The sequence below is a fragment of the Mesorhizobium sp. M6A.T.Cr.TU.014.01.1.1 genome (assembly GCF_004022765.1).
GTDB classification, from domain to species: domain Bacteria; phylum Pseudomonadota; class Alphaproteobacteria; order Rhizobiales; family Rhizobiaceae; genus Mesorhizobium; species Mesorhizobium mediterraneum.
In genome coordinates this window covers 124,608-137,447 of the sequence record NZ_RZPG01000001.1, presented here as the reverse complement: position 1 = coordinate 137,447, position 12,840 = coordinate 124,608, and the positions used below count along the sequence as shown (strand labels likewise).

Sequence of the window (12,840 nt, the reverse complement as noted above, 5' to 3'; positions counted from 1 at the left end):
TTCTTTCTTCGCGGTTTGAAAAAATGGGAGGACAATATGGATCTTATTACAGGATTGGCCGTCGTCATCGGCATTATGGGCGGCATTGCAACGTGGGCAGCGATCACGATAGGCAACCCCTATCTGCCGATCTGGGCGGTATTTGTGGGCTGGGGAAGTTTCTATCACTGTGGCGGCAAGGAAGCCGGGTTCAAGAATTCGGCGCTTGCAAACCTTTGGGGAGCGATCTGCGCCGCAGGCGCGTTGATAGCACTGACGTCGATAGGTGTTACGGCTCTCACGGCCGGCATTTGCGTCGGCGTCTCAATCGTAATCCTGATTCTCGCTGCCAAGCTGCCATTGCTGAGTGCCATTCCATCAGCGGTCTATGGACTACGCAACGACCGCGGCACTTTTTCTGCTTGGCGCTGCCGCCTATGGCGAGGGTCCAAGCGGCATCAGCAAGGTCGCGGCGGCTGTGGTGATTTCGCTGATCATTGGCAACAGTCTCGGCTACGTTTCCGAGAAACTGACAGCTGCTGTCGTGAAAAGCTGATCTAACCCCCGCTACCGCTTCAGTGATTAACTTTTCCCAATCCCGTGGCGCGAATGCCGCGGGCTTCTTTCGTGCCGGTGACAGGCTCTGATCCTAGATGAAACCGCGCCGGATGCCGTATTGGTCGAGCTTGCGGTAGAGCGTTGGCCGGGAGATGCCGAGCCGCTTCGCGACCCGGCTGAGGTTGCCGCCTTCCGCCGCCAAGGCGTTCTTCATTGCCTGGCGTTCGGCCTCGACGAGCGTGCCTCCCGATTCATGCGCGGGTACACGGCTGTCCGACCCGGCTTCCGATCCAGAGCCGGACGCGGTGATCTCCTCGGGAAGGTTGTGAAGCCCGACGTCGCGGCCGCGCGTCAAGACATGCAGCCGCCCGACGAGGTTTTTCAGTTCGCGTACATTACCCGGCCAACCATAGGCGAGCAGGGCATCGAGTGCTTCGCGCGAGAATTCCAGCGGGTCTTCACCCGCTGCGGTGGCGATCTGCCGGTTGAAATGTTCGATCAGTAGCAGCACATCTTCGCCGCGCTCGCGCAGCGGTGGAACGATGATCGAGACCGCGCCAATTCGATAGTAGAGATCGCGGCGGAAGCGGCCTGCGGCAATTTCCTGCTTGAGATCGCGATTGGTTGAGGCGACCAGGCGCACATCAACCGGGCGACCCCGGCTGTCGCCAATACGGTGGACCACGCGCTCTTCCAGGACACGCAGCAGAAACGGCTGGATCTCGAGTGGCAATTCGCCGATCTCGTCGAGACTGAGGACGCCGCCATTGGCGAGCTCGAAAACGCCCGGTTTGCCTTCGCGCGAGGCGCCGGTAAAGGCGCCGGCGACATGGCCGAACAATTCGCTGCCGAACAGGTCCCTGGTGATCGCTCCGCAATTCATCGCAATGAACGGATCGTTTGCCGCGCGCCGGCTGCCGGCATGGACAAGTCGCGCAAACAGCTCTTTCCCGACGCCTGTTTCGCCTTCGACCAACAGCGATGTCACGCTGCCCGACCGGGCGACGCGGCAGGCGACGTCGATGGCGGCCTGCAGCGCTTCGCTTTCGCCGACGATCATGGCGACAGCATCCTGAAGATGCTTGTTCACTTCCTGGTGGACCACCGCGGTGCTGGAGACGGACGGCACGGAGGGGAACACAAGCGCCGCGCCGCGGAGGTCGCCATCGAGCTTGAGCGGCGTGATGTGGCAGGATCGCAGGTGGGCCGGCAGCGCCCTGGCAAGGTCGGCCTCGGAGCCGGAGGACGGAAGGTTCATCAGCCAGCGGCCACGACCTGGCTCCATCGGGCCGTCCATCATCTCGGTGGTCTCGCCGTCAGGCACATTGTTGCAGAAGATGGCACGGCCGCGATGGTCGACGATTACCAGCCCGTCCTTTCGGCGGTAGCTGGGAGCCGATGAAATGAAAGCTTCGAGCAGGCGCGTGCGCTGTTCCTGCTGCTGTTCGGCCAATGCCTTTTCGATCTGCCGGGCTGTGGCGGCGACGAGCGCGGTGTTGTGTGGCCTGAAGATCGGCGAATAGCCTGACAGGTCGACCACACCGATGATCTTGCCGTCCAGCGGGTCGCGAATCGGCGCGCCGGCGCAGGTCCAGGATTTGATGCCGGCGCAGAAATGCTCGGCCGCATGCACGAAAGTCGGCTCACCCGTCCACAACGCCGTACCAATGCCGTTCGTCCCGACGGCATCCTCGTTCCATTTGCCGCCGATGGCGAGGTGGATATCCATGCCGTCATGCAGCGTCTTCTTGTCGCCGATAGCGTCGATCAGCACGCCGTCGCTGTCGGCCAGAACCAGCATCGCGCCGGTCCCGTCCAGCAACTGGCCAAGCGAGGCGAACGACCGCCGCGCCGCCGAAAGCAGTTCTGCATTGGCTCGGGTCAGATATTCGATCTCGTCGCGATCACTGCTCAGTGGCGCTTCAATGCCTTGAGCGTTGATGCCGCCGGTGGCGCTGCGGTACCAGGAATCGTGAATGAGGGAGCGGACGTGGCTTGGGTGGACCGGATCGCGGGCACATCTGGGTTCGTCAGCCAGAAAACTTTCCCAGGCGCGCATGGTGGCGCGCTCGTCATAGTCGATGTTGCCCAGAACCATTTGCCCAGTGGCCAGCGACGTACGCGCCGGAAGAGCATTGATCTTCATGTGATTGGGGCCTATCTCGCGTTTCATTCCGTCATCACAAGAACCTTTGAGGCATGCCATTGCTGTATGCTGTCATGCATTGGACGTGCACACGTCCAAGCGTCTGCCCGTCAGTTGATGCCGAGTTTCGCGCCGATGTCGAAGGCAAGCTGTTCTTCGGTATAGGCGGCGGCGAGGCGGGAGCCGTCCAGGTCGGCAAGGGCCTCCGCTACGGTTTCGTCGACCGGCGAGAAGAAGCCATTTTGCTTCGTCGCCAGGACGAAGATCTGGTCGTCACCCCGATTGCGGATGTCGCCGATATGGTGAAGCTGGCGGCCTGTGTTCTGGTCCTTTGAGATCACCCGGCCGTTCATGGTAACCTGGATGGATGGCCTGGCTTCGGCCACGGGTGCCGTGCTGCCGCCAACATGGATGATCAGGCCTTTCGTCTTCGGTTGCTGGCGTGGCTTCCTGGAAGCCGAATAGCCGCCGCCGCTGATCTGGTCGGCAAGGCGAACGATAGTCGAACGGTTCTGCTCGATCAGTCTTTTGACTTGTAGGTCCTCGCGCCGCGGGCCATCCCGCTTGGAGATGATTTCGACCATGAATCCTCCCAGATTCGCTCAGCGTTGCCGTTGATACGGCTCATTCTTCTTCTTGTTAGGCCAAGCCTACACCGCCTCAGTCAGATCCGCCATTCATATTAGATAGCGCCAAAGTTCGTGTTGTTGGTAGCAGGTGGCTGCTACAATCGTGCGCAGCAACACCATGAAAAAGCGCTCTAGTTTGCGGCAAAGCCGAACGGCCGCGACCAGCGGCGCGGTGTCCTCGCAGGCACCTTTGGATCATGAGATCGCAGTGTCGAAGTACGAACTGCGCTGCTGGAAGCCAGGCAACAAGCGCTTTCGATCAGGGGCGATATGTCGAGACGCTGATGGCATTGGATGAACGGTCGCGCATTGCGCCTGAGCGCACCGGCCTGATGGTGTTGCGCGCCTATGCGTATCTGAAATTGCGGCGTTTCGGCCATGCGGAACAGGTCTTCCGCGCCGCTGCAGGGACAGGAAATCGCAATGCCCTAAAGGGGGTGAACGACGTCAAGGTGACCCGCGACGCGAAAATTCAATAACGACGCATCAGAACGTCGCCATTGGATCGAGCATATTTGATATGAGGCGTCGCCCGCCCTGCTTCGCTGCGTGTTCCTGCTCATGCAGCGGGCGAGGGCGCGTAGCGGCTGCCCAGCGAATAGCGGCTGCCGACATAGGTTAGCTTGTTGACAGTGGCGACCGCCGCGCCTGACCAGGTGCGCCGATGCAGGAGAAGACAGGGGTCGCCGGGCCGGATCATCAAGCGGCCGGCGGCCACCTCGTCGGCGGCGATCGCCGAGATCACGTGCTCCACCTCCGTCAGCGGCGTCGCCCGCTGCAGATAATCGTAGGTGGTAGTCGCAGCAAAATCTTGCCGGTGGTAGTCCGGTGCGAGAGCCGGATTGACGAAGCGCTCCTCGAGCTGGACGGGCACATCGTCCTCGAAATGCACGATGATCGAATGGGCGACCGGTCTGCGGCGCATGAACTCGAAGGCGACGATGAGTTCCAGCGCCGGGTTGCGGATCTTCTCAAGCACGACGACCTCGGCCCTGTGGCGTGCGCCGCGCGCGGCGATCTCGCCGGCGATGTTCCTGATTTCGATGAGCGCGGATTGTGGTTTCGGCGGCGCCACGAAGGTGCCTACGCCCTGGATGCGCAGGAGGTGGCCTTCCGAGGTCAGTTCTCTCAGCGCCCGATGCACGGTCATGCGCGAGACGCCGAGTGTGCTGACCAGCTCGTTTTCGGAAGGCAGCCTCCGGTCCTTCGGCCATTTGCCGCTGCCGATGTTGCCGAGCACGTAGTCCTTGACCTTTTCGTAGAGCGGCCCGGCGGTTTCGGGAAGCTTGATCATCGTCCTCTCTCCATTCGGACGATGGTCTTCAGGCCGCCGCTCGCGCCTGCGATCAGGCGCTGGTAGGCGGCGGGAATTTCGCCGATCGCGATCTCCTCGGCCACGAAACGCGACAGCGCGGGGGCGAGCTCGCCAAGCATGGCGACGGCCGGCGCAAGCTCGTCGGCGAAGGCGTGGCAGCCAACCAGCGCGATCTCGCGCTCGACCAGGAGGTTGGGATCGAGGTCGAGGCGGCCACGCGAAATGCCGACCAGCGCCAGCGTGCCGCCGCCGGCCAAAAGATCGAGCAGCCGCGCCATGACCGCCACGCTTCCCGTCGCGTCGATGGCATGGCGCAGATTGGGATCGCAGGGTAGGGCGTCCAGGTCGACGACGGTCGCACCGCTCACCTCCGCCACAAGTTCCGCACGCGCCGCATTGCGGTCGGCGACGAGGACCGGTCTTTCGCTGCGCCGCGACAAGAGCAGCGCTGCCAGCCCGCCGATCGGGCCGCAACCGGCGATAAGCACCGGCGTTCCGGCCGGCGCCGACAGACGCCGCACTGCATGCAGGGCGACCGCCAGCGGCTCCGCCATGGCGGCAATTGCGGGATCGAGCGCGGGGTCATGGCGCAGGAGCAGCCGCGCCGGCAGCTCCGTCTCTTGCGCGAAGCCGCCATCGCAGACCTCGCCTACAAAGCCCAGTCTGGCACAGACATTATGCAGGCCGGCCCGACAAGCAGGACACTCGCCGCACCAGAAACGCGAATCGGCGACGACCCGGTCTCCGAGGGCCAACTCGGACACGCCGGCGCCCACGGCGGTCACTTCGCCGGCGAACTCATGCCCGGCGACGCTCGGCGCGCGGCTGATCCACTGACCGGTGCGGAAATTGTGGAGATCGGACCCGCAAATGCCGGCGGCCGTCACCCTGAGCCGCACCCAGCCAGGCGCTGGTTCGCCGGGAGATGGCACGTCCTCAACCCGCAAATCGCCTGCCGCATGGAGTCTGGCCGCCTTCATCGTCCGCTACCGAACCAGATATCGATCGCGCACGTCGGAGACGGCGTGCTCATGCGAGGAGAAGCCTTCATAGCGGGCAAGTGTGCGGGCATGACGTGCGAATTCGGGATAGGCCGCGGCCGTCACGTAGCCGATGGAAGAGCGCTTGACGAAATCCGTGACCGACAGCGGTCCGCAGGTACGCGCCCAGCGGCTGGTCGGCAGGACGGCGTTGGGGCCCAGCCCGAAATTGCCGATCGAGACCGGCGTGTGCGGCCCCATAAGGATCTCGGCAGCTTCGGTGATGTGGCCAAGGTGCGCGAAGGGGTCGGTGGAGAGGATCTCCAGATGCTCCGGCGCGTAGTCGTTGATAAAGCGGTAGCTCTCCTCGATCGACCCTGTCAGCACGATGCCGCCACAGGCGCCGGTCAGCACCGCGGTGGAGAACGCCACGCGCTGCTCGGTCATGCGCGCCCAGTGCTCGGGCAGCGCGGCCAATGCCTCCTCCGCCACGCGGCGGCTGTGGGTCACCAGATAGGCCGATGAGTCCGGTCCGTGCTCTGCCTCGATGAGGAGGTCGAGCGCGGCCAGCCCGCCATGCACGCTGTCGTCGGCGAGGATGATCGCCTCCGACGGACCGGCGGGAAGGCCTGGATCGATGACGCCTGCAAGCAGCCGCTTGGCCGCAACGACCCAGGGGCTGCCTGGACCGACGATCTTGAGTGCGGGCCTGATCGTCTCTGTGCCGTAGGCAACCGCGGCGACCGCCTGTGCGCCACCGCATTTGTAGATCGTTTCGACGCCGGCGAGGCGCGCCGCAACCAGCGTTGCTGCGTCCACCGAACCATCGGGCGCTGGCGGCGTGACGATAGCAAGCTCCGGGACGCCCGCCACCACGGCGGGCACTGCGGTCATCATTGTGACCGAAGGGAACGCCCCCTTGCCGCGCGGGACATAGAGTGCCACCGAGCGGATCGGCGTGAAGCGGTCCCCGGCATAGGCGCCGGGCCGCATTTCCTTAAGCCACATGGCTTCCGGCTTCTGCTCCTCGTGGAAATGCCGGACGTTGTCGATGCCGAAGCGAATGGCGGCGACCACGTCCTCGTCCACCATGTCGAAGGCGGCGTCGAACTCGGCGGGGCTGACCTTCAGCCGCGCGGCATCGAGACCTGCCTTGTCCAAGTCGCGGGCGAAGCGAACGAGCGCTGCGTCGCCTTCTGTTCGCACTGCCTCGATGATCGGTGCGGCCTTCTCCATAAAGCTGGAGAGATCGGTCTCGGAGCGCCGCATTAATGCCGCACGACCAGCGGCGTCGAGCTGGCTCAAGTCATGGAATGATACGTTTGGCATAGGATTTCCTTTGCGGCCCCGGCGGGCCGGCATTCCTCATTTCGATTTCAGGAAGATGTCGAGCCCGACCAGCCTGTCGAGCAGGAAGATGGCGACAGCCGAGCAGGCGATGAAGACCACGGAGATCGCGGCAAGGTCCGGCGTGATGATCGAGCGGATGGAATTGTAGATCAGCACCGGCAGCGTCACGATACGCGCATCGACGAGCAGCAGGCTGACCAGGAACTCATTGAGCGCCAGGATGAACATCAGCAGCGAGCCGGTGATCACCCCCGGCATCACCGCCGGCAAGGTGACGGAGAAGAACACCTGGAGCGGCGGCGCGCCGCAATTGGCAGCGGCCAGTTCCAGGTCCGGGTCAAGTCCGGTGGCACTCGCCGTGACCGCCCAGATCATGAACGGAAGATTGATGACGCAGCAGGCGATGCCGACCGGCCAAAGCTGGCCGAGAATGCCGGCGTTGCCGAAGACCAGCATGAGACCGATGCCCGATCCAATCAGCGGGATGGTGAAGGGCAGCAGCAGATAGATCTGGATCGACTTCTCGAAACGCACCGCATATTTCGCCAGCGCGATCCCGGCCAGCGTGCCCACGGGAATGGCAACGAGCGTGCAGACCGTCGCGACTTGGAGCGTGCGCAGGAAAGCGTTGCGCAGGTCGGAGGCCTGCGAGATGCGCGCGTACCACCGCAGCGACAGCCCATCCGGCGGAAACGTGATGATGTTGCCACCGGTGAAGGAAGCGCCGAGCACCACGACCGTCGGCGCCGAAAGCGTCACCAGGGCGATCGTCACCAGGGTCCACAGAACAACCGATTTGCTGCGCGAGCCGCTCACGCCCGGGACCTCCCCATGGCGAGCGTTCCGGCCCCGAACAGCGCGAACACGAGGCCGACAAGGATTGACCCGAGCGCTACCAGCATAAGCGCCAGCGTCGCGCCGAGGCCCTGGTCGGACGTTCGGAAGAACTGGTCGTAGATGGCGTTGGCGATGAAGTCCTGCGAGCCGCCGCCAAGGATCGCGGGGACTGCGAAATCGGTGAGCGAAAGGGTCAGCACCACCACGCCGGCGCCGATGAAGCCCGGACGAGCGAGTGGCAAAACGACGTGGACGAATGTGCGAACCCAGTTGGCGCCGAGCGATCCGGCGGCCGCCTCCAGCTCTTCGGGAATGGCTGTGAGTGCTGGCGCGAGCATCAGCACGGCGAAGGGCAGCATGTATTGGACGAGGCCGAACAGCACGGCGGGATAGTTATAGATGAGCCGCATCGGCGCGATCCCGACAAGACCAAGCGCCTCGTTGACCATGCCCTGGTTGCCAAGGATGATCAGCCAGCCATAAGCACGCACCACCTGCCCGATGAAGAAGGGCAGGAACAATGCAATCAGCAGGAACTTGCGCAATCCTGGCGAACGCGTGCGCACCATCAGATACGCATAGGGAAAGGCGAAGACGAGCGTCACCGCCGTGACGATCAGGGCGGCGATGAGGCTGCGCTGCGCGACAACGAGGAACAGCGGCTCCGTCAGCGCCCGCCGGAAATTGGCGATGGAATAGTCCTCCGAGAACTGGAAGGTGGTGGTGTCGAGCGTGCGCAGGCTCGCATCTGCGATCTGGATGAGACCAAGCACGAGCAGTCCGACGAGCAACACCGCCGGAAGCAGCATCAGATAGGGCGTAGCGCGCCGGAACCGCGCCGGCCAGACGGCGGCGGCAATGCCTTCCAGCGCATCCATGATGCGCCATTTCAGGGGATAGGCTGTCCTGGCTGCCCGCATGAAAAAATCCGTATCCGACGTCGTGAAGGAGCCGGTGCCGCACGAGGGCACCGGCCAATCTGGCGTCAACCCTGCATGATCGCCTTGAACTTGGAAAACCACTCGCTCTCATTCTCGACCTGGATCTTCGACGAGATGCGGATGAGGCGCTTGAAATCCGCTTCGGTGGTCGGATAGGACGGATCGCCCACCAGATCTTTCGGTGGTGTGAGGCCCGGCACCACGCCCGGCAAGCCGAGGCCATCCAACCAGACCTGCTGCGCTTCCTTGGTCAGCGCATGGTTGATGTACTGCTTGGCCCAGTAGAGTTCGTTTTCCGGCAGGCCTTTTGGAATCCACAAACCGTCCGTGTCGAACTTCGCACCCTCTTCCGGCACGACCCATTCGATTTTCACACCGTTCTTGCGGGCCTCCCGGGCGTTGGTCGAAATGGTGCAGGCAGCGTCGATCTCACCGTTCTGGAACCAGGTGGTGAAGTCGGGATCCTCGCCGAGCAGCGGTTGCTGCGCCTTCATCTTGGCGATGAAATCCCAGGCCGGTTGCATATTGCCGGGGATGTCCTCCAGCTTGCCACCACCGGCGACCTGCGCGGGGAAATGGAAGCCGATGCCGTCATTGTAGAAGGCAAGCCGGCCCTTGAACTTCGGGTCGAGCAGATCTTTCCAGGACTTAGGCGGTCCGTCCGGGAATGCCGCCGGCCGATAGGCAAGCACATAGACGTAGCCGTAGGTATTGACGATCGGGAAGCCTTCCAGGCCGGCCGGCTTGGCAAGGTCCGTCACATTGGCGAGGTTCGGCAGGTCTGAGAGGTCTTCCGTCACACCGCGCAATGCCGACTTCGTGGCATTGGTGGTGGTGTCCCAGTTGATATGGATCGGCGGGACTCGGTTCTGCGCCACGGCGGCCCAGACCTTGGGCTGAATCTCGTTGTCTTCGGTCAGGTCGTGACGGACGGCAATGCCCGTCATTTTGGTGAAGCTGTCGGACACGCCGGCCTTCAGGCTGTCCACCCAGCTGCCGCCCCAGGCGCGCACGATGATCTCGGCCGGCTTTTCCGGTTCCTGCGCATAGGCACTGCGCAGGCCGAGCGCTGAAGCGCCGCCAAGCGCGGCGGTAGCTTGAAGGAAGGTTCTGCGGGAAAGATGGGATAATGTCGGCTTGAAGCGCTTCATCTGCATTCTCCTCTGGGTTTGACCGGTTTCCGGTTCTATCGAAAAACAAGCATATCCCTGGCGTTCCACCCCAGGAACACGCTTTCGCCTATGTCGAACTGCGTGTGCGCGGCGGCATCATGGTCGAAAACGCGAATGATCTCGTCGCCAATCGCGGCGCAGGCTACCTCGTAGACCATGCGCTCGCCTTCGAAGATCGTGTCGGTCACAGTTCCGGCCAGCAGGCAATCGAGCTTCGACAGCTGAGCAGCATCGCCGGCGAGACGGATCTGTTCGGCGCGGATTGCTCCCGATGCATTGCCACCCTCCGCAGGTGGATTGACCGGATCGCCGACCTTGCCGGCAAGCATCAGATCACCCCGAAGGATGGAGACGTCGCCGGCTTCAGAGACGGACCGTACCGTACCGGCAATGAAGTTGGTGACGCCGATGAAGTTGGCGACGAAGGCGTTGCGGGGCTGGCGGTAGGTCTGGATCGGTTGCGCCTTCTGCTGGATCTCGCCCTGATCCATGACGACAATGTCGTCGGAAACCACCAACGCCTCGCGCTGGTCGTGGGTGACGTTGATCGTGGTGACGCCGAGTTCGCGCTGGATGCGACGGAATTCGAGTTGCATTTCCTCACGCAGTTTTCGGTCGAGCGCAGCCAGCGGCTCGTCGAGAAGCAGCAGGTCGGGCTCGAACACCAGCGCACGCGCGATCGCGACGCGCTGCTGCTGCCCGCCGGAAAGTTCGTGAATGCGCCTACCGCCATAGCCCCCGAGCCGGACCAGCGCGAGATATCGCTCGACGCGTTCGGGAATGGTGCGTGCGTCGCGCCGGCGCATCTTCAGCGGGAAGGCGACATTCTCGGCCGCCGTCATATGTGGAAACAACGCAAGCCTCTGAAAGACCATGCCGATCGACCGCTTGTGCGGTGGTACTGCGCTCACCGCTTCGCCATTGATGAAGATCTCGCCGCTGCTCGGGGTCTGGAACCCGGCGATCATTCGCAGGAGGGTTGTCTTGCCGGACCCTGAAGGTCCCAGAATGGTGAGAAACCGGCCCTTCGGCAGATCGAAGGACGCATTCTTGACGGCATGAACCCCATCGAAGTCCATCCCGACGTTGCGGACCGCGACTGCGATTTCCCTGCCGCCTTCTGCTTCGTGTGAAGCTATGGCCCGGAAAGCCTCCTGCATTGTGGTTCCCCTTTTTGTCGCCGTTCGCATGCAAGAACGATCAGCGTATCAGGTGGTATATACAACCATATACAAGTCGGGTCTACACGGTCCTTGTTGCACCGCACTTATATCGTTCAGATGGATGCGAGATAGCCTCCGTCGACGGGGATGCAATGCCCGGTGACATAGGCGGATGCCCCGCTCGCCAGGAACACAACGGCTCCGGCCAGATCCTGCATCGTGCCGAAGCGCCGCTGCGGGATCTTGGCCAGCATTGCCGTCTGCCAATCGGGATCCTCATAGAAGACATCAGTCATCGCCGTATGGAAATAACCCGGAGCGATGGCATTGACGCGAATACCGAGCGATGCCCATTCCGTGGCAAGCGCGCGCGTCATGCCTAGAAGGCCAGATTTGGATGAGCCGTAAGGCACCGCGGTCGGAATACCGACATAGGAGGTCAGCGAGCAAAGATTGATGATCGCGCCGCCGCTCTTGGCGGCAGCCATCCGTCGCGCCGCAGCCTGCGCGCAGAAGAAGGCGCCCTTCAGGTTGGTCGATACGATGCGATCCCACACCGCCTCGTCCACGTCGAGCGAGGGCTGGACTTGCTCATAGCCGGCGTTGTTGACCAGAATGTCGAGCCCGCCAAAGGCTTCCGCGACCTCGTCGACCACCACGCGGATGCGATCTGTGTCGAGCACGTCGAGAGACCGGCAAAGCGACCTACGCCCGAGTGCGCCGATTCGGTCCGCCGTCTCACGAAGGGATGTTTCGTCGCGGGCGGTTACCGCGACGTCGGCACCAGCCGCGCAGAGCGCCTCCGCGATCGCCTGGCCGATGCCACGGCTGGCGCCCGTCACCAGCGCCTTTTTTCCCGTCAGATCGAACAAGCGAGCGGCGTCCATGGCGTCACGGTTCCTGCATTCTCGAAAATTGCATGCGGGAAACGAACACCAGTTGCGGCCGGTTGTCTATACATCTTGCGCTATTGCCCGGGGGCGGTCGCCACCAAAATGGCGCGGCGCTGGATCTTCCCTTGCCAGGACCTACGGAGCGTGGAGGGAATCTACGGGTCGGCAGCAATCAACCGACCGTCCTGCAGGGGAGAAGCCAGTCTTCCTTGGCGGTACGATTTTCTAGCGCCGCCTGTCCAACCACCCTCGTTGCATGGAGGGTGATTGGACAATTTTGCATCGGGCAAGTTCAGTATGTTAGCGGCCCGCCCATGGTGCACGCTTCCCATGGACCTTGCCGAGCTGCGTTTGTCCTTCTTTCGGGGGTGCTTCGGATACGGGCAAGGAAGCGGCATGATTGGTATCCAAGGTCATTTCGCTTTTGTCGGCATCAGTGGCGAACCCGCGGGTGGGGTCGCGGTCTGGGTTTTGATTGGCAGCGAGGGAGACTCCTGTCGACAAAGCGAGGAGGGCCAAGACTGTTACAAGCTTGTTCATCGTATTTTTCCTTTCTTAGAATGAGCAGACTTGCCAATCGGCGCCTCGCGCGCGGTGCCGTATTGACTCCTGCTTGCGAAACCGCGGTCGGCTTTCTGTCTCGTCACCATGACGAGACTTCCTGCTCACGATTGAATTTAGGCTACGCCTGTCGCAGAGGTTTGCCCGAGCTCCATCGAAATGTAACCGAATGTATGCGAGAGCCTCGTGGCTCCCCGGATTTCCGTCGCTTCGACAAATTTGGCTACAATTTTTATTCGGTCGCTTGTCCGCGTTTGGGCCGCCTATGACCGAACTTCGCCGATGCGGCCATGCGACAACACGCGAAGGTCATGAC

General features: G+C 62.7%; 13 protein-coding genes. 2 read left to right on the top strand and 11 right to left on the bottom strand.

All coding sequences use genetic code 11. The features are described 5' to 3' along the window. Window positions 1–36: 36 nt before the first annotated feature. Window positions 37–540, top strand: a complete 504-nt coding sequence (locus EN885_RS00690) for a DUF1097 domain-containing protein (RefSeq protein WP_128241512.1) — start codon at window positions 37–39, stop codon at window positions 538–540. Between the two features lie 88 nt (window positions 541–628). On the opposite strand, the gene EN885_RS00685 is transcribed toward EN885_RS00690, so the two are convergent. After that, window positions 629–2,710: a sigma-54-dependent Fis family transcriptional regulator gene (locus tag EN885_RS00685; RefSeq protein WP_126103112.1), complete on the bottom strand. Its 2,082-nt coding sequence runs from the start codon at window positions 2,708–2,710 to the stop codon at window positions 629–631. Between the two features lie 83 nt (window positions 2,711–2,793). Further along, window positions 2,794–3,267 (bottom strand): hypothetical protein, encoded by a 474-nt coding sequence (locus tag EN885_RS00680; protein WP_095486300.1) that lies wholly within the window; start codon window positions 3,265–3,267, stop codon window positions 2,794–2,796. 329 nt (window positions 3,268–3,596) lie between these two features. Between EN885_RS00680 and EN885_RS00675 the strand changes: the two genes are divergently transcribed. Beyond that, window positions 3,597–3,791, top strand: coding sequence for a hypothetical protein (locus tag EN885_RS00675; RefSeq protein WP_095486301.1), 195 nt, complete (start codon window positions 3,597–3,599; stop codon window positions 3,789–3,791). Window positions 3,792–3,871: 80 nt separating this feature from the next. Here the strand turns inward: EN885_RS00675 and hutC are convergent, their stop codons facing one another. The 9 genes from hutC to EN885_RS00630 all read right to left on the bottom strand — a co-directional run bounded on the left by hutC (window position 3,872) and on the right by EN885_RS00630 (window position 12,503). Next, window positions 3,872–4,606, bottom strand: coding sequence for a histidine utilization repressor (hutC, locus tag EN885_RS00670; RefSeq protein ID WP_095486302.1), 735 nt, complete (start codon window positions 4,604–4,606; stop codon window positions 3,872–3,874). Beyond that, window positions 4,603–5,607: an alcohol dehydrogenase catalytic domain-containing protein gene (locus tag EN885_RS00665; protein WP_128241511.1), complete on the bottom strand. Its 1,005-nt coding sequence runs from the start codon at window positions 5,605–5,607 to the stop codon at window positions 4,603–4,605. Before EN885_RS00665 ends, hutC begins: the two co-directional genes overlap by 4 nt. 6 nt (window positions 5,608–5,613) lie before the next feature. Beyond that, the gene (gene hisD, locus EN885_RS00660) at window positions 5,614–6,936 is read right to left on the bottom strand and encodes a histidinol dehydrogenase (RefSeq protein ID WP_128241510.1); all 1,323 of its coding nucleotides are present in this window, start codon (window positions 6,934–6,936) and stop codon (window positions 5,614–5,616) included. 36 nt (window positions 6,937–6,972) lie between these two features. Beyond that, entirely contained in the window at window positions 6,973–7,773 is an 801-nt protein-coding gene (locus EN885_RS00655) for an ABC transporter permease (RefSeq protein WP_128241509.1), read from the bottom strand. Then, on the bottom strand, window positions 7,770–8,714 hold the full coding sequence (locus EN885_RS00650) for an ABC transporter permease (RefSeq protein ID WP_126103107.1): 945 nt from the start codon (window positions 8,712–8,714) through the stop codon (window positions 7,770–7,772). Before EN885_RS00650 ends, EN885_RS00655 begins: the two co-directional genes overlap by 4 nt. 65 nt (window positions 8,715–8,779) lie before the next feature. After that, a complete protein-coding gene (locus EN885_RS00645) occupies window positions 8,780–9,886 on the bottom strand; it encodes a PotD/PotF family extracellular solute-binding protein (protein WP_128241508.1) in 1,107 nt (368 codons plus the stop codon). 35 nt (window positions 9,887–9,921) lie between these two features. Continuing rightward, entirely contained in the window at window positions 9,922–11,067 is a 1,146-nt protein-coding gene (locus tag EN885_RS00640) for an ABC transporter ATP-binding protein (RefSeq protein ID WP_245458085.1), read from the bottom strand. A 116-nt stretch (window positions 11,068–11,183) separates the two neighbouring features. Beyond that, window positions 11,184–11,957 (bottom strand): glucose 1-dehydrogenase, encoded by a 774-nt coding sequence (locus EN885_RS00635; RefSeq protein WP_126103105.1) that lies wholly within the window; start codon window positions 11,955–11,957, stop codon window positions 11,184–11,186. A gap of 306 nt (window positions 11,958–12,263) precedes the next feature. After that, the gene (locus EN885_RS00630) at window positions 12,264–12,503 is read right to left on the bottom strand and encodes a hypothetical protein (RefSeq protein ID WP_126103104.1); all 240 of its coding nucleotides are present in this window, start codon (window positions 12,501–12,503) and stop codon (window positions 12,264–12,266) included. Window positions 12,504–12,840 lie beyond the last annotated feature (337 nt).

Excerpts from the sequence above, each read along its gene's own strand:
- EN885_RS00690 (WP_128241512.1), top strand. The coding sequence starts at position 37 with ATGGATCTTATTACAGGATTGGCCGTCGTCATCGGCATTATGGGCGGC.
- EN885_RS00685 (WP_126103112.1), bottom strand. The coding sequence starts at position 2,710 with ATGAAACGCGAGATAGGCCCCAATCACATGAAGATCAATGCTCTTCCG.
- EN885_RS00680 (WP_095486300.1), bottom strand. The coding sequence starts at position 3,267 with ATGGTCGAAATCATCTCCAAGCGGGATGGCCCGCGGCGCGAGGACCTA.
- EN885_RS00675 (WP_095486301.1), top strand. The coding sequence starts at position 3,597 with ATGGCATTGGATGAACGGTCGCGCATTGCGCCTGAGCGCACCGGCCTG.
- hutC (WP_095486302.1), bottom strand. The coding sequence starts at position 4,606 with ATGATCAAGCTTCCCGAAACCGCCGGGCCGCTCTACGAAAAGGTCAAG.
- EN885_RS00665 (WP_128241511.1), bottom strand. The coding sequence starts at position 5,607 with ATGAAGGCGGCCAGACTCCATGCGGCAGGCGATTTGCGGGTTGAGGAC.
- hisD (WP_128241510.1), bottom strand. The coding sequence starts at position 6,936 with ATGCCAAACGTATCATTCCATGACTTGAGCCAGCTCGACGCCGCTGGT.
- EN885_RS00650 (WP_126103107.1), bottom strand. The coding sequence starts at position 8,714 with ATGCGGGCAGCCAGGACAGCCTATCCCCTGAAATGGCGCATCATGGAT.
- EN885_RS00645 (WP_128241508.1), bottom strand. The coding sequence starts at position 9,886 with ATGAAGCGCTTCAAGCCGACATTATCCCATCTTTCCCGCAGAACCTTC.
- EN885_RS00640 (WP_245458085.1), bottom strand. The coding sequence starts at position 11,067 with ATGCAGGAGGCTTTCCGGGCCATAGCTTCACACGAAGCAGAAGGCGGC.
- EN885_RS00635 (WP_126103105.1), bottom strand. The coding sequence starts at position 11,957 with ATGGACGCCGCTCGCTTGTTCGATCTGACGGGAAAAAAGGCGCTGGTG.
- EN885_RS00630 (WP_126103104.1), bottom strand. The coding sequence starts at position 12,503 with ATGAACAAGCTTGTAACAGTCTTGGCCCTCCTCGCTTTGTCGACAGGA.